Origin of the sequence: Bacillus sp. FSL K6-0268 (assembly GCF_038005425.1) — a bacterium.
Classification (GTDB): Bacteria; Bacillota; Bacilli; order Bacillales; family Bacillaceae_G; genus Bacillus_A; species Bacillus_A thuringiensis_S.
In genome coordinates this window covers 4,282,135-4,303,303 of sequence record NZ_JBBOTF010000001.1, presented here as the reverse complement: position 1 = coordinate 4,303,303, position 21,169 = coordinate 4,282,135, and the positions used below count along the sequence as shown (strand labels likewise).

Sequence of the window (21,169 nt, the reverse complement as noted above, 5' to 3'; positions counted from 1 at the left end):
ATTATAGGATTCAAAAAACATCAGAATTTTCTGTTATATGTCTTTAAATTATAGTTGAACCAGTTCATATTCTCAAGGGGCGTTCCGAAAGTGAATGATTTCTTTGACTCCTCCTCCTACTTTCCTTACTATAAACTTGAGGTGAAAAATATGAGAGAAACATTTGAAATTGGTGAAATCGTTACTGGTATTTATAAAACAGGAAAATACATCGGCGAAATTACAAATAGCCGTCCTGGTAGTTATGTCGTAAAAGTATTAGCTGTTTTAAAACATCCGGTGCAAGGTGACTTACATAACGTAAAACAAGCTGACGTACCATTTTTCCATGAAAGACGCGCTTTAGCTTTTCGTGAGCAAACGAACATTCCACAGCAAATGGTAAAGAAATATGAAGGAGAAATTCCTGATTATACCGAGTCACTAAAATTAGCATTAGAAACTCAAATGAATTCATTTTCTGAAGATGATTCACCTTTTGCAGAGCGTAGTCTAGAAACATTAGAACAGTTAAAGAAGGACTACAAACTCTAAAAAAACAAAACGACCAAATTACATAATGTGCAATTTGGTCGTTACTGTGTGCTCACTTTCTTTAACACTTTTGAAAAATCAACGAGTTCTCCTAATGTTGGTGGTGCTGGTTTTACTAAATACTCTTTATCTTTTTCTACTAGTTTAAAAATATTGTACGTCGTCATCGCATCATCAAGCGCACAATGATGCTTCCCTGTCCCTACTTTTCCGTACGCCTCAATTGCTTTCCATAATCCTGTTTGATTTCTTTCCCCAAAAAACTTCTTATACTCAAGCGATAAATCACGACACTGCCCGAAGAATGGAAAAGCTATCCCTGCCATTTCACAATTATGCTTCAGCACTTTCATATCCATATTTCCCCACGTTACAATTGTCGGTTTACATTTCGTTTCGTATTCTGCAAGCTTCTTAACGAGTTCAGGAAATGAAATCCCTTTATCCACGACTTCTTGTTTTATTCCTAAAAACTTCTTACATCGATCCGTTAAGGAGGGAAATGTTTTCGGCCTGACATGTGATGAATACGTATCTTCCACCTTACAGCCAGCAACTGAAACGAGTCCTACCTCAATAATTTCCGGAAAAAATCCTTTCGGTTTTTTTCTATGCTGGGGCATCGTAAACTCAAAGTCTAAAAATAAAAATCGTTGTTCATCCATACGATCCCTTCCTTATCATTTTTGTCATTCCTTTCTATTTGACACTCCTACACGAACAAGCTCGAATGCTAATTCCATTTTAAATATTCAGATTGGATGTATCTTATATATATGTCAAATGCCCACAAATATTTTAAAAAATAAGAAAAAATGACCTATGCAGAAAATATGACAAAATCCCTCCTTTCATTTACATCCGCAGTTTTTCTACTTTATAATGACGTTATGTGTGTTTCATCTAGTTAATATTTGACACACTAAGAAAAATGAATGAAAGGAGATGAGATTTTTGCACGAAACAACGCAAGAACTCGCTAACTGGCAGTATTATTTTGCTATCGCAGTCTTTTTAATTACATATGCCATTATTATTTCTGAAAAAATTAATCGCGCTGTCATCGCACTTCTTGGTGCAGCACTCATGGTAATTGTGGGGGTCGTCGATTTACATAACGCCTTTACGAAACATATTGAATGGGGAACGATTACGCTACTCATCGGTATGATGATTTTGGTGAACATTACGAGTAAATCAGGTGTTTTCCAATACGTTGCCATTAAAGCAGCAAAAAGGGCACAAGGAAATCCAATTAAAATTTTAATTTCCCTTTCCCTACTTACTGCGCTTGGCTCCGCATTTTTAGATAACGTTACAACTGTACTTCTTGTTGTTCCAGTTACTTTATCTATTACGCGCATACTGCAAGTAAATCCTGTTCCTTATTTACTTTCTGAAATTATTTTTTCAAACATTGGGGGAACGGCAACATTAATTGGTGATCCACCTAACATTATGATTGGTTCTGCCAATAAACATTTAGACTTCAATGCTTTCCTATTGAATCTAGCACCAATCGTAATTATTATTATTGGAGTTACAGCAACAATACTTTACTTCATGTACCGCAAACAATTAATTGCCGATCCTGTACAAGTCAAAAAATTAATGAGCTTAGATGAAAAACAATACATTAAAGATCCAGTATTAATGAAAAAATCTTTAACGGTACTTGGACTTACAATTGTAGGTTTCATGACTCATTCTATTTTCCATATTGATGCGGCTATCATTGCCTTAACTGGTGCTACTGTACTTATGTTAATTGGTGTGAAAGAGCATGAAATTGAAGAAGTATTTGCAAGCGTAGAGTGGGTAACAATCTTCTTCTTCGCAGGGCTATTCGTACTTGTTGGAGGGCTTATCGATATCGGTCTTATCAAAATGTTAGCTCAAAAAGTAATTGGTATAACAGGCGGAGATATTTCTTACGCATCCATCCTTATTTTATGGGTATCTGGTATCGCCTCTGCAACAATTGATAACATCCCATTTGTCGCAACAATGATTCCACTTATTAACGATATGGCAGTTGGGCTAGGCTTATCACCATCTGACGCACAAATCGATGTATTATGGTGGGCATTAGCACTAGGTGCTTGTCTCGGCGGAAACGGAACATTAATCGGAGCTTCTGCTAACGTAATAGTTGCAGGTATCGCGAGCCGCGAAGGACATAAATTTAGTTACATGGAATTCCTAAAAGTCGGTTTCCCAATTATGATCGTTTCATTAATCATTTCTCACATTTATATTTATTTACGCTACCTTATGTAGTAGAAAAAGCGCCCTGATAATCAGGGCGCTTTTTTACTTATATCTAAAATATATCGACTTATCAACAGAAACGAAAAATCTACTCTTTATATCTCACCGGTTCATTTCGAATAATAAATAAATGAATCGGTAAGAAAACCGAAAATGTGATTGTATGAATAATCGTAAACAATATAGAATTCGTTCCGTATCTATCTAAAATTGCGTAGATAAGATAAATAGACAGCACAATCGATACAGCTGTTGCTAATAAATATAGAATTGGTACGAAGTTAAAAATGAAACATGCGACATATATGCCGAATACTTTCCATCCCGCTTCTTCTTTTAAGAAATCCGGTAATTTGTCTTTTGCTAAATCACCCCATATCTTACTATTTAAAAAAGGAATAAACGCAAGAGCACCATCCGTTGCACCATCATTTTTCGCCATCGTATACAGTGCAAAAGCCGTTAATAAATACGCAATAATTGCCCAAATCAATACAACAAGAATAAACGCAAAACTAAGAGCAAAGAAACCTGCTAGTACGCCTTGATCCTCCATCTTATCCTCTCCTCTCTACTTTCAACATATTTCATTACATTGCAAGTTATGTTTTAAAATTTATCCAAACTCTTTGTATAATAAGAGAAGAAAGAGAATAAGAGAGGAGAAACACGTATGCATCCATTTGTAAAAGCATTACAAGAGCATTTTACAGCTCATCAAAATCCTGAAAAAGCAGAACCTATGACTCGTTATATGAAAAATCACTTCCCATTTCTAGGTATTCAAACACCGGAAAGGCGCCAATTATTAAAAGACGTCATTCAAATACATACTCTCCCAGATAAAAAAGACTTCCAAATTATTGTACGCGAGCTTTGGGACTTACCAGAACGTGAATTCCAAGCGGCCGCACTTGATATCATGCAAAAATATAAAAAGCATATAAACGAAACTCATATCCCCTTCTTAGAAGAACTTATTGTCACAAAATCTTGGTGGGACTCTGTCGATAGCATCGTCCCTACATTCTTAGGTACTATCTTTTTAAAACACCCAGAATTAATTTCTGCGTATATTCCAAAATGGATTGCATCAGATAACATATGGTTACAACGTGCCGCTATTTTATTCCAACTGAAATATAAACAAAAGATGGATGAAGAACTTCTTTTCTGGATTATTGGGCAACTACATTCTTCAAAAGAATTTTTCATTCAAAAAGCGATTGGCTGGGTCCTTCGTGAATATGCAAAAACAAATCCGGATGTAGTTTGGGAATACGTGCAAAACAATGAACTCGCTCCATTAAGTAAGCGTGAAGCAATTAAGCATATTAAACAAAATTACGGAATAAATAATGAAAAAATAGGCGAGACTCTATCATAGATAGACACGTTCCTCTATTGAGATTTAAAAAAGAACGTGTTAGAATATGTTCATTATTATTAATATAAGTAGCGATGACGGACTTATAAGTACTTGCATAAAAAGCGATTCAGGGATAGTGAAAGCCTGAAACCGCAAGGAAACGGCAGTCCCGAGCAATACATGATAAAGTGGATGCACCTTTTGTGTATCAACTAGGGTGGAACCGCGGGCAAACGCTCGTCCCTAGGCAAATAAGCCTTGGGATGAGCGTTTTTTTATGTTCTTTTTAGCATATACTGCTCGTTTCCAAAGTATCAGAGTATATCATCGCCAATACGTTAACTTTCAAAAGGAGGATTTTCTTATGTATTCAATGGAACAAGTTGTAAACTTAGCGAAACATCGCGGTTTTGTTTTCCCTGGTTCTGAAATTTACGGTGGTCTTGCAAACACTTGGGATTACGGTCCACTTGGAATCGAATTAAAAAATAACGTTAAAAAAGCTTGGTGGAAAAAATTCATTCAAGAATCTCCACACAACGTTGGTTTAGACGCAGCTATTTTAATGAACCCTAAAACTTGGATCGCTTCTGGTCACGTTGGTAACTTCAACGATCCAATGATCGACTGTAAAAAATGTAAAGCTCGTCACCGTGCTGACAAATTAATTGAGGATGCTTTAGATGCAAAAGGCATTGAAATGGTTGTTGACGGTCTTACTTTCGACCAAATGGCTGACTTAATGAAAGAACATGAAGTAAAATGTCCTGATTGCGGTAGTGAAGAATTCACTGAAATCCGTCAGTTCAACTTAATGTTCAAAACATTCCAAGGTGTTACAGAGTCTAGCACAAACGAAATTTTCCTTCGTCCTGAAACAGCACAAGGTATTTTCGTAAACTTCAAAAACGTTCAACGCTCTATGCGTAAAAAGCTTCCATTTGGTATTGGCCAAATCGGTAAGAGTTTCCGTAACGAAATCACGCCTGGTAACTTCACATTCCGTACACGTGAATTCGAACAAATGGAACTTGAATTCTTCTGTAAGCCTGGTGAAGATTTAGAGTGGTTCGCATTCTGGCGTGAAACTTGTAAAAACTGGTTACTTTCACTTGGTATGACTGAAGAGAGCATGCGTCTTCGTGACCACGGTGAAGAAGAGTTATCTCACTACAGTAATGCAACAACTGACATTGAATTCAAATTCCCATTCGGTTGGGGCGAACTTTGGGGCGTTGCATCTCGTACAGACTTCGACTTAAAACGTCACATGGAACACTCAAACGAAGACTTTAACTATATCGATCCACAAACGAATGAGCGTTACGTACCATACTGCATCGAGCCATCTTTAGGCGCAGACCGCGTAACATTAGCATTCTTATGTGATGCATATGAAGAAGAACAATTAGAAAACGATTCTCGTACAGTTCTTCGTTTCCACCCTGCTTTAGCACCATACAAAGCAGCTATCTTACCATTATCTAAAAAGCTATCTGAAGGTGCTACTGAAGTATTTGCAGAATTAGCTAAAGACTTCATGGTAGACTTTGATGAAACTGGTTCTATCGGTAAACGTTACCGTCGTCAAGACGAAATCGGTACACCATTCTGTATCACATACGACTTCGACTCAGTTGAAGACAAAGCTGTTACAGTACGTGACCGTGACACAATGGAACAAGTTCGTATGCCAATTAGCGAACTAAAAGGTTTCTTAGAGAAGAAAATCCAGTTCTAATTATAAGAAAAAGAGGCTGCTCATATGATGTGCACCCCAATTGTTAGACACAATTAACAATTGGAGGTGTATTTTTTTATGGGAAAGTTTTCTCCTAAAGAAAAGATACAGATAGTAAAACAATATTTTAATGGAATAGATGGTGGAAAAAGGCTTGCTAAATCTCTAGGGATTCATTCTAGTGTAATTTATCAGTGGATCAAACAATATGAGGCATTTGGAGAAAAAGCTTTTGAAAAACGCTATACAACTTATTCGCTTCAGTATAAACTAGATGTGCTTAAATATATGGATACGCAAGGGACATCTATTAGAGAAACAGCGGCAATTTTTAATATTTCCTCTCCTGAAATAATTCGTAGATGGAAAGTAGCTTATGATTCAAATGGTGTGGATGCCCTACGTTCAAAGCGGAAGGGACGTCCAGCTATGAAAAATAAGAAGGTTAAGGTGCAACCCAAAAAAGATACAGTGCTAGTTGAGGGGTCTATAGAAGCACTACAAGCAGAAAATGAACTTTTACGTATGGAAAATGATTATTTAAAAAAGTTAAATGCCTTAGTTCAGAAAAAGAACAAATCATAGATCAAGACAGAGCACAGGTAATTTATGAATTAAGGCACGAATACAAAATCATCGATCTTGTGAAAATCGCTGGTATTGCCCGCAGTACGTACTATTACTGGATTAAACAAATGGAACGTCCAGATAAATATAAGAACATTAAAGAATTAATCCAAGAGATTTTTGAAGAGAATTATGGTAGATACGGTTATCGTCGTATCACATTAGAATTACGTAACCGTGGATATATATTAAACCATAAAACAGTTCGTCGTTTAATGAATATTATTGGATTAAAATGCATGGTTCGTATAAAAAAATACCGTTCATATAAGGGAGAAGTAGGGAAATTCGCAAAGAATATTTTGAAGCGTGAATTTAATGCATCTAAGCCTAATGAAAAGTGGGTAACAGATGTCACTGAATTTCATCTCCATGGTAAAAAACTATATTTATCTCCTGTTTTAGACTTATATAACGGGGAGATTATAGCTTACAATATAGAAAATAAACCTGTGTATTCACTTGTATCAAAAATGCTTAATAAAGCCTTTACACGCTTAAATGATGGAGAAACTCCTATTCTTCATTCAGATCAAGGATGGCATTATCAGATGAAGATATATCAACAATCACTAAAAAAACATAAGGTTATCCAAAGTATGTCCCGTAAGGGAAACTGTTTGGACAATGCAGTCATAGAAAACTTCTTTGGCTTATTAAAATCTGAATTATTCTATCTTAAAGATTTTGAAAGTATGGAGCATTTTAAGATAGAATTAGAGAATTATATTCATTATTATAATCACAAAAGAATTAAAGTGAAGTTAAATGGAATGAGTCCAGTACAATACCGGACTCACATCCAATCAGTCGCTTAACTTCTTTGTCTAACTTTTTGGGGTCAGTTCAATAAGAGCGCCTCTTTTTTACTTTTCACGTTTTTCTTTAATTGCTACTGTACATCTTGATATACATAGTAAATCATCATTTTCATCAATAATGCGAACATCCCAAACCATTGTCGATTGTCCTCTATGTATCGGTGTCCCAATCGCTGTTACAATTCCATCTTTCTTTGAGCGAATGTGGTTTGCATTAATTTCTAATCCGAAACAAATACATTTTTCTTGATCAATTAAATTGTATGAACCAACACTTGCCACTGTTTCTGCTAATGCAACCGATGCACCACCATGTAAAAATCCAAACGGCTGATGCGTACGCTCATCAACAGGCATCGTAGCAACCACCTTTTCTTCTGTCATCTCTAACAACTCAATTCCAAGTGAATCCATTAAAGTTTTTGCCATATCGCTTCCTCCTTCTCTTACTTTAATTAAATGTATAATTTTACCTATTTATTTTCAAACTACTTATAACACTTATATAAGGAGGCTTCACCTAAATGAAACAGAAATTTTGTATATTACTGCTTATGTTCTCCTTGCTGACTATTGTACCAAATTGTGCAATAACAGCCAAAGCATCTAACCTGACAATCGATGTTAAGACTGTAACGCAAAAAGGTAAGAAACCTTATATAGAATATCAAATAAATAGGCCTTCTTTTCACAACTTTTCTGACTCTAAATTTCAAAATAAGCTCAATTTATATTACAAAAAATCCACTGACAAATTTAAAAACAAATTAGAAAAAGAAGCAAAAAAATATTATAAAGAGACAGAAGGATCTAGTACACCATTTCATCCGTACGTAGCAAATGTCGATTATAAAGTCTCATTAAACAAACCACCTTTTCTTAGCCTATATGTGAATTACTATCAATATACTGGCGGAGCACATGGTCTTTATACGTGGAAGGCAAATACATTTGATTTAAACGAAAAAAAGCTACTGCACTTAGACGATTTATTTCAACAAAAAGATAAATATAAAGATGTAATCCGTGCAGAGATTGTAAGACAAATTAAACAAAATGAAAGTATTTATTTTCCTGATGCAACTGAAAAGGTAATGAGTATGAAAAAGTTTCACTTCTTTTTAGAGCCAGACAATCTCGTCATTTATTTCCCTTTATATGAAATTGCTCCGTATTCAAGTGGAATTCCGCAATTTCGTATTCCATATACATTGCTAAGAGACTATTTAAAGCCTTCTTATCAAAATATTTTGATTGACAACAAGTAAATATTTTCGCTACGATAATGTTAACCTAAAAACAACAGGAGGTTAACATTATGAGGAGATTTCATGTTTTAGATTTAGCATTAGCTGCCATGTTCGTCGCTCTTATGGCCATTGGTGCAAATATTGTATCTTGGGCACCATTCCTGCAAGTAGCGGGCATCCCATTATCTATGCAACCATTTTTCGCAATTTTAGCAGGTCTTCTTCTTGGAAGTAGACTTGGTGCCTTATCCATGACTGTATATATGCTCGTTGGCGTAGCCGGCGCACCAATCTTTGCTAACTTCAAAGCTGGATTTGGAGCACTTTTAGATCCTACTGGTGGTTTTATTATCGCATTTATTATCGTTGCTTACGTATCGGGAAAACTAGTAGAACAAAAAGAAAGACCAACATTCATTACATTTGCTATTGCCTCTTTCACAGGAATTATTTTAACTTATATAATCGGTACTACTTACATGTACGGGGCAGTCAATCTCTTTATGGGCGGTAATATGAGTTATAAAGCTGCTTGGATGATTATGATGTGGTTCGCAGTAAAAGATATTGCATTTACAATTATCGGTGCTATTATCGCACCTCGCATATACTATGCTGTGCGTCGTTCTGCTTATCAGCATTCTCATTCGACGATTTCATAATAAAAAAAGAGTTATTTCAACAAGCTGAAATGAACTGCACCCCAATTGTTAGACACAGTCTAACAATTGGAGGTGCAGTTTTTCTATGGCTAAATTTACAGCTGATGAAAAAATACAAATCGTTCTACGTTATTTGAACGGAAATGAAAGTTATCGAGAAATGGGTAGATCGCTCGGTATAAGTGACACAATCATTTTGAATTGGGTAAACCAATATAAACAGAATGGTCTGGAAGCTTTTCTAAAACGATGTACAAATTACACACAACAATTTAAACTAGACGTACTAAACTTTATGATTGAAAACGGTATGTCCTTATTTGAGACGGCAGCTATCTTTAATATTCCTGCCCCTTCAACGATTTCTGTTTGGAAAAAACAGCTCGAAACACAAGGAATTGATGCCCTTCAATCTAAGAAAAAGGGGCGTCCATCCATGAAAAAAGATTCAAATAAACAATTAAAACAACATTTAGCTGAAGGGTCAGTCGAAGCACTTGAAGCACGCATTAAACAGCTTGAGATGGAAAATGAGTACTTAAAAAAGTTAAATGCCTTAGTTCAAAACAAGGAAAAATCACAAAACAAGACAAAGCGCAAGTAATCTATGAATTAAGGCATAAATATTCGGTGAAGGCACTCGTGGAGCTAGCTACTATTCCTCGAAGCACGTATTATGATTTAGTAAAGAAAATGAATCGTCCAGATGTAGATGCCGATTTGAAAGCTGAGATTAAAGCGATTTATGAGGAAAATGAAGGTCGTTATGGTTACCGTCGCATTCGTGATGAATTAACGAATCGTGGCCAGAAAGTGAACCACAAGAAGGTTCAGCGCATTATGAAAGAGCTTGGGTTAAAGTGTGTTGTGCGTATGAAGAAATATAAATCCTATAAAGGAAAAGTCGGTAGAATTGCACCTAATATTTTAGAGCGTAATTTTCATACAGATGCACCGAATCAAAAGTGGGTAACAGACATCACAGAGTTTAAATTGTTTGGAGAAAAACTGTATGTATCACCTGTATTAGATTTGTATAATGGTGAAATTATTACCTATACAATTGGTTCTAGACCGACGTATTCGCTTGTTTCAGACATGTTAGAGAAAGCATTGGAACGTTTACCTGAAACGCACCAGCTACTGATGCATTCGGATCAAGGATGGCATTATCAAATGAGACAATACGTCCGTACACTAGAATCAAGAGCTATCGTCCAGAGTATGTCTCGAAAAGGCAACTGTTACGACAACGCAGTAATAGAAAATTTCTTTGGGATTATGAAATCGGAGTTCCTCTACATAAAAGAATTTGAAAATGTAGAGCACTTTAAAATAGAATTAGAAAAATATATAGATTATTATAATACGAAACGGATTAAGGCAAAATTAAAAATGAGCCCGGTACAATACCGGACTCACTTTTATCAAGCTGCCTAATCAAATAACCGTGTCTAACTTTTAGGGGTCACTTCAAAATAACTCTTTTTTATATTAAGACTCTTGATTCGCTTGTTCTTCTAAAATTTTCTTCATCATCGCAACCATGTCATCACGTAATTCTGGGTGTTGCAGGGCCATTTCAATTGTCGTTTGAACGAATCCTAGCTTTTCACCTACATCGTAGCGCTTTCCTTCGAAATCGTAAGCAAATACACGTTGGATTTCATTTAAGCTTTGGATTGCATCTGTTAACTGAATTTCACCGCCAGCACCGACATGTTGCTGTTCTAAGAACATAAAGATTTCAGGCGTTAAAATGTAACGGCCCATAATCGCTAAGTTTGAAGGTGCTGTACCTTGTGCTGGTTTCTCAACGAAATTGCGAACTTGGTAACGACGACCTTCTTGTTCTAATGGATCGATAATTCCGTAACGGTGTGTTTCTGTTTCTGGAACAGTTTGTACACCAATAACAGAAGAAAGTGTTTTTTCATACTCATCCATTAATTGACGTAAACATGGTTTCTCAGCTTGGACAATATCATCACCTAGTAACACTGCAAATGGCTCATCACCAATGAATTTACGTGCACACCAAACAGCATGTCCTAGTCCCTTCGGCTCTTTTTGACGGATGTAATGAATATCTACCATTTTTGAAGAAGCTTGTACTTTTTCAAGCAACTCATATTTTTTCTTCTCTAATAAGTTTTGTTCTAGTTCAAATGCGTTATCAAAATGATCTTCGATAGAGCGCTTTGTTTTACCAGTAACGATAATAATATCTTCGATTCCCGATTTCACTGCTTCTTCTACAATGTATTGAATCGTTGGTTTATCTACTATCGGTAACATTTCTTTCGGCATTGCTTTCGTTGCTGGTAAAAAACGTGTTCCTAATCCAGCTGCTGGGATTATCGCTTTTCTTACTTTTTTCATCACAAAATACCCTCTCTCCTGTCGGAATTAATAGCAATCATTTCCTACATAAAACAAAAGGGAGATTTCGCTCCCTTTTGTTCCTTACTACTTAAAATTACTTTGTATTATAAACGATTCATAATGTCTTCTTTAATAGTAAGTAACTTTTGTTCACTATTTTGTAAAGAACTATCTTGTACACCGAAGTAGAACTTAATCTTCGGTTCAGTTCCAGATGGACGTAGGCAGAACCATGAACCATCCTCTAATTGATATTTTAACACATTTGATTTCGGTAAGTGAATCTCTTCTTTATGTCCATCTTGTAAAGATGTAATGATGCTTGCTTTATAATCTTCAACTGCTACGACTGTTAAGCCTGCTACTTCTTTCGGATGATTCTCACGGAACGTCGCCATCATCTCTTGGATTTGTTCCGCTCCATCTTTTCCTTTTAACGTTAACGATACAAGGTCTTCACGGAAGAAACCATACTTCTCAAATACTTCTAATAGACCATCATATAACGTTTTCCCTTGTGATTTGTAGTATGCAGCTACTTCACATGCAAATAGGACAGATTGTACTGCATCTTTATCACGGCAGAATGGACGGATTAAATAACCATAGCTTTCCTCATAACCGAATTGGAATTCGTATTGTCCGCTTTCTTCATACTGTCTAATTTTCTCACCGATAAATTTAAATCCAGTTAACGTATCAACTGTATCTAAACCGTACGCTTTTGCAATTGTACGGCCAATTTCAGACGTTACGATTGTTTTTAATACGACACCGTTCTCTGGAAGTATTCCGTTTTCTTTCTTTTGAGATAGTAAGTAATCAAGCATTAATGCACCTGTTTGGTTTCCTGTTAATACTTGGAACTCACCATTATGATTACGAACAGCTACACCAAGGCGATCTGCGTCAGGATCAGTTGCGATTAATACATCTGCGCCTACCTTTTCACCGTCACGAATTGCATACTCAAACGCGGCGTGCTCTTCTGGGTTCGGTGATTTTACTGTAGAGAAGTTTGGATCTGGTAACTCTTGCTCTTTTACAACTGTTACATCTGTAAATCCAACTTCTTCTAAACCACGGCGTACAGAAATATTTGATGTTCCGTGTAATGGTGTAAAGACGATTTTTAAGTCTTTGCCGGCCTTTTCCACCATTTCTTTATTAATGATGACATTGTTCAATTCTGCAGCATATGCATCATCTACTTCTTGTCCAATAATATGTAATAAACCGTCAGCTTTTAATTGCTCTACATCAGCGACTTCAACTGTTAATTCATCTTCTATTGCATCTACGTAGCTAATTAACTCATCCGCTTCTTTTGGCGGCAACTGTCCACCATCTTCACCGTATACTTTGTATCCGTTATATTCAGGCGGATTATGGCTTGCCGTAAGAACGATTCCACTTACTGTATGTAAATGACGAACTGCGAAAGAAAGTACTGGCGTTGGACGTAAGCTTTCAAACACATATGTTGTGATACCACGTGCACCAAGTGTAGCAGCGACTTCCATTGCAAACTCAGGTGATTTATGACGAGAATCATAGGCTACAACAACACCTCGTTTTTTCGCTTCCTCACCTAACTTTTCAATAAAGCTTGCTAATCCTTTTGTTGCTTTACGAACTGTATATACGTTTAAACGGTTCGTACCAGCACCAAGTTCACCACGCATACCACCTGTGCCGAACTCTAGGTTTTTATAAAAGCTATCCTCGATTTTCTTCTCATCTTGCTTCATGTTTTCTAGCTGTTCTTTTAATTCTGCATCTAATTGTGCGTAAGAAAGCCAGCGACTAAATTCTTGTTTCCAATTCATTCTTCTCTCTCCTCTCGCTCGTCATACCTTTATTATATGAAAAAAACATGCCGTATCTCAATATTTTATAAAATCTAGCAGGATTTTACTAGGAATATTTGTATACACTATTGTTAAATACTCCACTAAAGGGAATGAGGATTATGCACGAATGGGGCTTGTCAGAAGAGCTCAAAATACAAACAAAGCAAATGATTGAAATTGCTGAAAGAGAACTATCGATTATGAGGAACGCAATCGATAAAGAAGATGAATGCATTTTATGCAAAATGGAAGATATTCATCATATGTTGGCAAATGTACAAACATTGGCAGCTACATACTATATTCAGGCATATTTATCACCTTATACGGAAAGTTCATCTTTTATTACAACAGCTATCCAACATTTAAGCGCCAGAAAACATGGTGCTCTTATCGTTGTGGAACGAAACGAGACGCTTGAAGCTTTCATTCAAACTGGAACGACATTAAACGCTCACTTAACTGCACCATTACTCGAATCAATATTTTATCCAGGTAACCCTCTTCATGACGGTGCCGTTCTCGTAAAAAATAATCATATTGTCTCAGCTGCTAATATTCTTCCTTTAACAAAAAGTACAGAAGTTGATCCTGAGCTGGGAACACGGCACAGAGCTGCAATTGGCTTATCAGAAAAGAGTGATGCACTTATATTAGTTGTCTCTGAAGAAACGGGCCGTACTTCTTTTGCCTTAAATGGGATTTTGTATACGATTTCTTTATAAAGTGAAACTTTAATCAGCCCTCACCAATCAAGAGTTTACGAGCAGCTCGATCCACACTTAACTTCTTTGCTTCCGCTGAATTTTTGAGGTGAGGGTCTTACTGCCCGGCAAATAGCTAGATAAACAAACCTATAAAAAAGAAGACTGTTCCAAAATATTGGAACAGTCTTCACTTATACTCTTATTCTTCTCCGAAACGCTCCACAAGTGTTGCAAGTGTACGTACCATTGCACCAGTTGCTCCAGCTGGACCTAAGTCGTGCGCGCCTTTTGTTTCTGATGTTCCAGCGATATCTAAGTGTACCCACGGTGTATCTTCAGCGAATTCGCCTAGGAATGTACCTGCCATAACCGCATGTCCTTCACGGCCTGGTGAGTTATTTAAATCAGCAAACTTACTGTTTCTCACACGTTCTTTATCACGATCAAAAATCGGTAGTTGCCAAATTGGCTCATCTGTTTCCATAGAAGCCTCTAGCACTTGCTCAAATAACTCTTCATTATTTGTCATTGCGCCTGTCGTATAGTTTCCAAGTGCAACAATTACACCGCCTGTTAATGTTGCAACATCAACAAGGTAGTTTGCACCAAGTTTTTTCGCATACGTAATACCATCAGCTAAAGCTAGACGACCTTCTGCATCCGTATTTAATACTTCAATTGTCTTTCCGCTCATAGATGTGATTACATCGTCTGGCTTAAATGCCGTACCACTTACAACGTTATCAGTTGAAGGAATAACAGCGATCACATTTTGTTCTGGGCGCAGTTCTCCGATAATTTCCATCGCACCTAATACAGCAGCTGCACCGCCCATATCACCTTTCATACCAACCATGCCTTCACGTGGTTTTAAAGAATAACCACCTGTATCGTATGTAATACCCTTTCCAACGAATCCAATGACATCCGTCCACTCTTCTTTTCCTTTATAAATAAGAGCGATCATTTTTGGTGGCTCTACACTACCTTGGTTTACTGCAAGTAATGCACCCATACCAAGATCTTCCATCTCTTCTTTCTCAAGAACTTTATAGTCCATATCATACTTCTCCGCTAACTCAACAGCATACTCAGCAAGCTTTGTCGCTGTTAATACGTTTGGCGGCATATTTACAAGTGTACGAGCCGAGTTTGTTGCACGTCCATGTACGTAGCCAACTGTTAATGCGGCTTCAATTTCTTGTGCATCTTCCGCTGTAATAGCCGTGAACTTCTCTAACTCTTCACGATCCTTTTTATCTGATTTATACGTTTGTAACTCATATGTACCAAGGCCTTGTACTTCTGCTGCAATATGAGCTACATCAATCGCATCTAATTTCTCTGTTACGAAAGAATCAAGTAAGATTGCTGCATCTTGTACTTTTGCTACTTGTAATGTTTTAAACGCTTTTCCAAGAGCCGCACGTAACGTTTCTGTCGTGTAAGACTCTTTCTTGCCTAAACCAACAAAGTAATAACGTTTCACATTTGTTTTTCCTAAGCTATGTACTTTCGAAATGGCCTTTTTCTTCGTAGATAATTCTTTCTCTTCTAGTAAAACTTGTAATTGTCCTTCAAACGCTTTGTCCAGTTCTTGTACAAAACTACTCATTTTCTCTTCTTCAAATAGAGCAACAATCACTACTTCATGACCTGCTAATTCTTTTTGTACTTGAAACATGTTCAGACCCCCTAAATTTCTCTACCACCATTATAACTTTATTTTCTATAAAATGCGACAATTCCAACTACAGTTATATGACGTGTAAAATCTCCTCTATTATGAAATAAGCCAAGAAAAAAAGTCTAGCGTAATTACAACTAGACTATCTTTGTTTTAAATATTGACCACGAAACACTTGCATCGTTTCGTCTTGATTTAACATCGTTAACTCTTCTTCTGTAAACTTACCATTTCCTACTTTTACTACATACACATTTACTTTTTTCTTACCCCATTGGCTATAAACATCTTTCACCGTATCATAATATAGATCAAGACGGTTTCCTTTTATTGCACCGCCCTTATCAGCTACTACACCATACCCGTAACCTGGCACGAAGAGGATCGTTCCAATCGGGAATACGCGTAAGTCCGCAGCAATTGTGGAATATAAATCCCTTTTCACTTTAACACCTGAATATGTAATACCATACTCTGGATGCCCTGGCCTCTTACCAGTTGACTCAATCCCCGATGTATAACCTGTTGCAGTCATTTCAATTGAACGATATTTAGACCAGTCGTTTGCCTGCTCTAAAGCATTTATCACTTCTTTACTCGGAGCAACATTTCTCTTAACTTCTGCTGCATGTACTTCTTTTGCACTCGTTCCCTCATATTTCTTTACAATCTCTAATAGAGAAACTCCTGTGAAAGCATTCCATGTTACGCATAATGCAATTGCAAGTAAACAAGTCATCATAATGCGAATACAATATCGTTTTAACATTTTTATATTCCACACTCCTTCATCGTTAATCATTCCCTATACGATGAAGGAATATGCAAAAAAAATAATCTCCAAATGAATTGGAGATTAAAACATTTGATATCCGCTTTTCCGAAGTTTCTTGATCACGACTCCTGCTAAAGCAGCCCCTACTAATCCAGTAGATAGAATAAATAAGTCTGCTTGTCCTAAGTGCGATACACTTGTCCCAAATGAAGAAAATGTTTCTTTCGGCTTTGAAAAATAATCCCACATACTCGCTTTATTAATAATAAGCATACAAACAATCGGATACACAATAACCATTACCCATGTAGCCCGCAAAATCATGTTGAGTAAAAATCCAATTCCAAAGAACAAAATAAAGAATAACATCATTGAAATAAGTAGTACCGGTATACTCACTCTTTTTCCCTCTCCTTCGCACGTGCCGTAAATACGTGATAAGCTGTATAACCAAATGATTCTCCTGGATTTAATGTTTTGTCCACTTCAAGATGTAGTTCTGATTTTCCTTCTAACAAATATTTAATAAGTACAGACGTATTCGGATCGTCCGCAATCTTATCTGGATGTAAGAACGCCACTTCAGACAATTCTTTCTCCTGTACAATAATATTTTCTCCTTCAGGCTCCAAAAGGAAAATAATCATATTATCACTAATTTCATCACGAATAACACCCGATCGAACACCAATGATCCCCTTCACATGAGCGACAATGCCTGTCTCTTCTAACACTTCGCGTTTCACAGCTTCATCAACTGTCTCACCTTCATTTACAAAACCAGCCGGTAAAGACCATTTCCCTTTTAATCCACTGTATTTCTTCTTAACGAATAGCCACCTGCCATCTTTTGTAGCTACTAGACCGCTAACAGCTAGCCATACCTTCCCTCGTTTCTCCATGATGTAATAACCTCCTCCATCATAACGGACAGAATATTCTTTCTTTTTTATATATTATACTATATTTTTAATATGAAAAAAGCAGAAACAGCGCTTAGCCGTTTCTGCTTTTTCTACTATATATTAAAAGAACTTTAATTTACCTTTTTTAAGAACTAATAAAGGTCCACCTAATAAGAACAGGTAGCGGTTATCGATTACTTTCTTCATGAAGGAAGCTTTCCAACCTGTTAACTTTTTACCCATAACAACACCCATTGCATCGTCATGACCTAAAGAACATACAGATCCTTTATTATCGAATGCGAATTTTTTCATTTCGCCCTTGCCACGAACTAATACAGTTAAGTTGTGTGCAATGTTGTAACCTTGTTGAATTGCAATTTGTGCTGTTGGTGGGTATGGACGGTTAATTTCTTCGTTAATAATTAACGCGGCATCACCAACCATGAATACCTCTTCGTATCCTGGAGCGTGCATGTACTCATCAACTTTTACACGTCCGCGCATTGCTTCAAAGCCAGACTCTTCTACAATACCATTACCACGAACACCTGCAGCCCAAACTACTGTTTCAGACTTAATTAATTCCGTATCATCGCCATTTGCAACGATAATTCCTTCTTCAGTTGCTTCTTTAATTGCTGTACCGATGCGGAATTCTACGCCTTTTTTCTCAAGTTGTTTTACAGCGTATTCTACTAATGCTGGATCGAAACCTGGAAGTGCTGTTGGAGCCGCTTCTACACAAATGATACGTGCTTTTTCACGTGGTACATTGTACTGTTTGCAAAGTTCAGGAACACGGTTTGCAAGCTCTCCTACGTACTCGATACCAGTAAATCCAGCACCACCAACAACGATTGTTACTAACTCATCGCGCTTCTCATCTGCATATTTAGCGAAACTAGCTTCCATATGCTCACGAATTTCACGAGTTGCATTAATGTTAGCGATTGAGAATGCATGCTCTTTTAATCCTGTAATTCCGAATGTTTCTGATTCGAAACCAAGACCGATTACTAAGTAGTCATACTCTAACTCGCCGTCTTTTAAGATAATACGTTTTTCAGCAGCTTTAATTTCTACTACTGTGTCTTGTACAAAGTTCACTTTATTTGTATCAATAACGTCTTGAATATCTAGACAGATTTTTTCATCTTGTAATGTACCAGCTGCGCTCTCGTGTAACCAAGTCGCTTGGTAGTGATAGCTGTTGTTGTTTACTAACGTAATTTCAGCTTCATTTACAGATAATGCTTTTTGCAGACGAACAGTCGTAATCATCCCGCCATAACCTGCACCTAAAACTACGATTTTTGGAGTCTTCACCAAATCACAACCCTTTTCTTTATATAATAGTAATGAGAAATAATACCAAGTACTAAAAACTCTATTTGTCAAGAATGTGGAATTTATCACATTCTATATCATAACAAAACGCAGTCAAAAAATCGTACGAATTTTGTCATAGAAATTTAACATAATACTTCCCTATATTAGTCGGTTTTATTCCAGAATTCAAGCATCTGGCGAATTATCAATATTTTAAAATAACATAGCGTTTTCAAGGGTTTTTCAGCCTTTTTTTCATGTATTTTCCTTTCTGTATATTTTATACAATAAAAAAGAACCTATGCGAAAACTTACACACAATTCAGTCGTTTTCAGAAGTATTATGAACTCAAATATGCTATCATTTATTTGAAAGTGTCATCATTTGCAGGATTTTCGTGTACATATGAACAATATATGAAATCAATATCAAAATTCCATCTATAGGGGGAATGAAAGTGGCAGAAAATCAAAAAGTTTACGACATAACAATTATTGGTGGTGGTCCAACGGGACTGTTCACAGCATTTTATGGCGGTATGAGACAAGCAAGTGTAAAAATCATTGAAAGCTTACCTCAACTTGGAGGACAATTATCCGCACTCTACCCTGAAAAATACATTTATGATGTGGCTGGATTTCCAAAAGTGCGTGCACAAGAATTAGTCGATAACTTAAAAGAGCAAATGAAGAAATTTGATCCAACCGTTTGCTTAGAAGAAGCGGTTGATACGCTTGAAAAACAAGCTGATGGTATATTTAAACTTGTTACGAATAAACAAACTCACTATTCTAAATCAGTCATCATTACTGCCGGCAATGGTGCTTTCCAACCACGCCGCTTAGAATTAGAAGGTACAGCAAAATACGAAAAGAAAAACTTACATTATTTCGTTGATGATATGAATAAATTTGCTGGCAAGCGCGTCGTAGTATTTGGCGGTGGCGACTCCGCAGTAGACTGGACGATGATGTTAGAACCGATTGCTGAAAAAGTTACAATCGTTCATCGCCGTGATAAATTCCGTGCACATGAACATAGCGTCGAAAACTTAATGAATTCTCGTGCAGAAGTAAGTACACCGTATGTTCCAGTTGAACTCATTGGTGATGACAAAATTGAACAAGTCGTTCTTCAGCACGTAAAAACTGAAGAAAAAGTTATCATCGATGTTGATGACGTAATTGTAAACTACGGCTTCGTTTCTTCTCTTGGTCCAATTAAAAACTGGGGCTTAGATATACAAAAAAATAGCATCCTTGTGAATTCAAAAATGGAAACGAATATTCCTGGCATTTACGCTGCTGGTGACATTTGTACATATGAAGGAAAAGTAAAACTTATCGCTTGTGGATTTGGCGAAGCACCGACAGCAGTAAACAATGCAAAAGCTTACTTCGATCCAAATGCAAAACTTCAACCGATGCATAGCTCAAGTATGTTTTAATATAGCAATGAAAAGAACTCCTTTTACGCGAAGGAGTTTTTTATTATTGCGCTACCGTATCCTTCCAAAATATGTTACAATAAAACAGAACAAACGTTCTATTTAATAAGGGGGATATTTTAAAGATGAAAGAACCTATTATCGTAAAAAAAGAAGCTTTCCAAGCAATCGGCGTTTCGGTTACGACGACTAATGAAAAAGAAGCATCTACTGAAGGAAAAATTCCCGAGCTCTGGAACCGATACTTTCAAGAACAAATGATGCATCACATCCCAAATCAACAAACGAAAGAAACACTCGCTTTCTACTCAAACTACGAATCAGATGAAACTGGTACATATACATTTACAATCGGTATGCCCGTTTCTTCACTAAAAGAAGTTCCTGAAAATATGACAACTTTAACAATACCCGCCGCTACGTATGCGGTATTTACAACGAGAAAGGGACCAGTTGCTGAAGTCGTTTGCGAAGCTTGGGAATATATTTGGAAATGGTCGAAAGAAAATAAACGTGCTTTTACAACAGACTTTGAGCTTTATGATGAAAAAGCAACAGATCCAACCAACGTACAATTGGATATTTATATTGCATTAGCCTGAACGACAAAAAAGAAGATACCATTTGGTATCTTCTTTTTTGTCGTTAAATAGCCACTGTGCAAATTCATTATTATTGTCTACAATGAGAAAGTGCAGTATAGAAATATTAGAAACTGTATAAAGTGAAACTATAATCAGCGAGGGACATCTCTCATTGAGTATTAGCCCTCACCAATCGGGCGTTTACTGTTTTTTTAGTT

At 36.6% G+C, this 21,169-nt stretch carries 21 protein-coding genes; 11 read left to right on the top strand and 10 right to left on the bottom strand.

Features of this window, described 5'->3' with window-relative positions; genetic code table 11:
* Positions 1-150: 150 nt before the first annotated feature.
* Positions 151-534 (top strand): kinase-associated lipoprotein B, encoded by a 384-nt coding sequence (locus tag MHI28_RS22310; protein ID WP_001209326.1) that lies wholly within the window; start codon positions 151-153, stop codon positions 532-534.
* A gap of 41 nt (positions 535-575) precedes the next feature.
* Here the strand turns inward: MHI28_RS22310 and kapD are convergent, their stop codons facing one another.
* The gene (gene kapD / locus MHI28_RS22305) at positions 576-1,199 is read right to left on the bottom strand and encodes a 3'-5' exonuclease KapD (protein ID WP_000344356.1); all 624 of its coding nucleotides are present in this window, start codon (positions 1,197-1,199) and stop codon (positions 576-578) included.
* Between the two features lie 289 nt (positions 1,200-1,488).
* Here kapD and MHI28_RS22300 point away from each other — a divergent pair, with 289 nt between their 5' ends.
* Positions 1,489-2,814: an ArsB/NhaD family transporter gene (locus tag MHI28_RS22300; RefSeq protein ID WP_000545235.1), complete on the top strand. Its 1,326-nt coding sequence runs from the start codon at positions 1,489-1,491 to the stop codon at positions 2,812-2,814.
* A 79-nt stretch (positions 2,815-2,893) separates the two neighbouring features.
* Here the strand turns inward: MHI28_RS22300 and MHI28_RS22295 are convergent, their stop codons facing one another.
* On the bottom strand, positions 2,894-3,361 hold the full coding sequence (locus MHI28_RS22295; protein ID WP_000390065.1) for a hypothetical protein: 468 nt from the start codon (positions 3,359-3,361) through the stop codon (positions 2,894-2,896).
* Between the two features lie 117 nt (positions 3,362-3,478).
* Between MHI28_RS22295 and MHI28_RS22290 the strand changes: the two genes are divergently transcribed.
* The 3 genes from MHI28_RS22290 to MHI28_RS22280 all read left to right on the top strand — a co-directional run bounded on the left by MHI28_RS22290 (position 3,479) and on the right by MHI28_RS22280 (position 7,360).
* The gene (locus MHI28_RS22290; RefSeq protein WP_000553316.1) at positions 3,479-4,192 is read left to right on the top strand and encodes a DNA alkylation repair protein; all 714 of its coding nucleotides are present in this window, start codon (positions 3,479-3,481) and stop codon (positions 4,190-4,192) included.
* 346 nt (positions 4,193-4,538) lie between these two features.
* Positions 4,539-5,915: a glycine--tRNA ligase gene (locus MHI28_RS22285; RefSeq protein WP_000287148.1), complete on the top strand. Its 1,377-nt coding sequence runs from the start codon at positions 4,539-4,541 to the stop codon at positions 5,913-5,915.
* Positions 5,916-5,993: 78 nt separating this feature from the next.
* Positions 5,994-7,360, top strand: a protein-coding gene (locus MHI28_RS22280; RefSeq protein WP_327947199.1) for an IS3 family transposase whose coding sequence is annotated in 2 segments (ribosomal slippage) — positions 5,994-6,456 and positions 6,456-7,360 — 1,368 coding nt in all. Because the reading frame shifts where the segments join, the coding sequence is not laid out codon by codon here.
* Between the two features lie 48 nt (positions 7,361-7,408).
* Here MHI28_RS22280 and MHI28_RS22275 read toward each other — a convergent pair.
* Positions 7,409-7,792 carry a hotdog fold thioesterase gene (locus MHI28_RS22275; RefSeq protein ID WP_001140616.1) on the bottom strand — a complete coding sequence of 128 codons (384 nt, stop codon included), beginning with the start codon at positions 7,790-7,792 and terminating at the stop codon, positions 7,409-7,411.
* Positions 7,793-7,887: 95 nt separating this feature from the next.
* On the opposite strand from MHI28_RS22275, the gene MHI28_RS22270 reads away from it, so the two are divergent.
* The 3 genes from MHI28_RS22270 to MHI28_RS22260 all read left to right on the top strand — a co-directional run bounded on the left by MHI28_RS22270 (position 7,888) and on the right by MHI28_RS22260 (position 10,715).
* Positions 7,888-8,631 carry a DUF3298 and DUF4163 domain-containing protein gene (locus MHI28_RS22270; protein WP_000810328.1) on the top strand — a complete coding sequence of 248 codons (744 nt, stop codon included), beginning with the start codon at positions 7,888-7,890 and terminating at the stop codon, positions 8,629-8,631.
* A 50-nt stretch (positions 8,632-8,681) separates the two neighbouring features.
* Positions 8,682-9,275: a biotin transporter BioY gene (locus MHI28_RS22265; RefSeq protein ID WP_001252163.1), complete on the top strand. Its 594-nt coding sequence runs from the start codon at positions 8,682-8,684 to the stop codon at positions 9,273-9,275.
* 85 nt (positions 9,276-9,360) lie between these two features.
* A protein-coding gene (locus MHI28_RS22260; protein WP_208730123.1) for an IS3 family transposase occupies positions 9,361-10,715 on the top strand; the annotation gives its coding sequence in 2 pieces (ribosomal slippage) (positions 9,361-9,814 and positions 9,814-10,715; 1,356 coding nt in all).
* A 54-nt stretch (positions 10,716-10,769) separates the two neighbouring features.
* Here MHI28_RS22260 and galU read toward each other — a convergent pair.
* Both galU and MHI28_RS22250 read right to left on the bottom strand, forming a co-directional pair.
* Entirely contained in the window at positions 10,770-11,657 is an 888-nt protein-coding gene (gene galU / locus MHI28_RS22255; protein WP_000757823.1) for a UTP--glucose-1-phosphate uridylyltransferase GalU, read from the bottom strand.
* A gap of 107 nt (positions 11,658-11,764) precedes the next feature.
* Positions 11,765-13,489: a phospho-sugar mutase gene (locus MHI28_RS22250; protein ID WP_001104213.1), complete on the bottom strand. Its 1,725-nt coding sequence runs from the start codon at positions 13,487-13,489 to the stop codon at positions 11,765-11,767.
* 143 nt (positions 13,490-13,632) lie between these two features.
* On the opposite strand from MHI28_RS22250, the gene cdaS reads away from it, so the two are divergent.
* The gene (gene cdaS / locus MHI28_RS22245; RefSeq protein ID WP_000545255.1) at positions 13,633-14,238 is read left to right on the top strand and encodes a sporulation-specific diadenylate cyclase CdaS; all 606 of its coding nucleotides are present in this window, start codon (positions 13,633-13,635) and stop codon (positions 14,236-14,238) included.
* 181 nt (positions 14,239-14,419) lie between these two features.
* On the opposite strand, the gene pepA is transcribed toward cdaS, so the two are convergent.
* From pepA to MHI28_RS22220, 5 genes are all read right to left on the bottom strand, one after another.
* Complete coding sequence (gene pepA / locus MHI28_RS22240) at positions 14,420-15,904, bottom strand: cytosol aminopeptidase (RefSeq protein WP_000487966.1); 1,485 nt, start codon at positions 15,902-15,904, stop codon at positions 14,420-14,422.
* A gap of 145 nt (positions 15,905-16,049) precedes the next feature.
* The gene (locus MHI28_RS22235) at positions 16,050-16,676 is read right to left on the bottom strand and encodes a 3D domain-containing protein (RefSeq protein WP_000920103.1); all 627 of its coding nucleotides are present in this window, start codon (positions 16,674-16,676) and stop codon (positions 16,050-16,052) included.
* An 87-nt stretch (positions 16,677-16,763) separates the two neighbouring features.
* Positions 16,764-17,081, bottom strand: coding sequence for a YuiB family protein (locus tag MHI28_RS22230; RefSeq protein ID WP_000027012.1), 318 nt, complete (start codon positions 17,079-17,081; stop codon positions 16,764-16,766).
* The gene (locus MHI28_RS22225) at positions 17,078-17,584 is read right to left on the bottom strand and encodes an NUDIX hydrolase (protein WP_000415306.1); all 507 of its coding nucleotides are present in this window, start codon (positions 17,582-17,584) and stop codon (positions 17,078-17,080) included. The genes MHI28_RS22230 and MHI28_RS22225 overlap by 4 nt, the downstream gene beginning before the upstream one ends.
* A gap of 123 nt (positions 17,585-17,707) precedes the next feature.
* The gene (locus tag MHI28_RS22220) at positions 17,708-18,916 is read right to left on the bottom strand and encodes an NAD(P)/FAD-dependent oxidoreductase (RefSeq protein ID WP_000856602.1); all 1,209 of its coding nucleotides are present in this window, start codon (positions 18,914-18,916) and stop codon (positions 17,708-17,710) included.
* A gap of 461 nt (positions 18,917-19,377) precedes the next feature.
* Here MHI28_RS22220 and MHI28_RS22215 point away from each other — a divergent pair, with 461 nt between their 5' ends.
* Together MHI28_RS22215 and MHI28_RS22210 are read left to right on the top strand one after the other, a co-directional pair.
* Positions 19,378-20,367 (top strand): NAD(P)/FAD-dependent oxidoreductase, encoded by a 990-nt coding sequence (locus tag MHI28_RS22215; RefSeq protein WP_000829785.1) that lies wholly within the window; start codon positions 19,378-19,380, stop codon positions 20,365-20,367.
* A gap of 125 nt (positions 20,368-20,492) precedes the next feature.
* Positions 20,493-20,969 carry a GyrI-like domain-containing protein gene (locus MHI28_RS22210; RefSeq protein ID WP_000662574.1) on the top strand — a complete coding sequence of 159 codons (477 nt, stop codon included), beginning with the start codon at positions 20,493-20,495 and terminating at the stop codon, positions 20,967-20,969.
* The last annotated feature ends 200 nt before the right edge of the window (positions 20,970-21,169 follow it).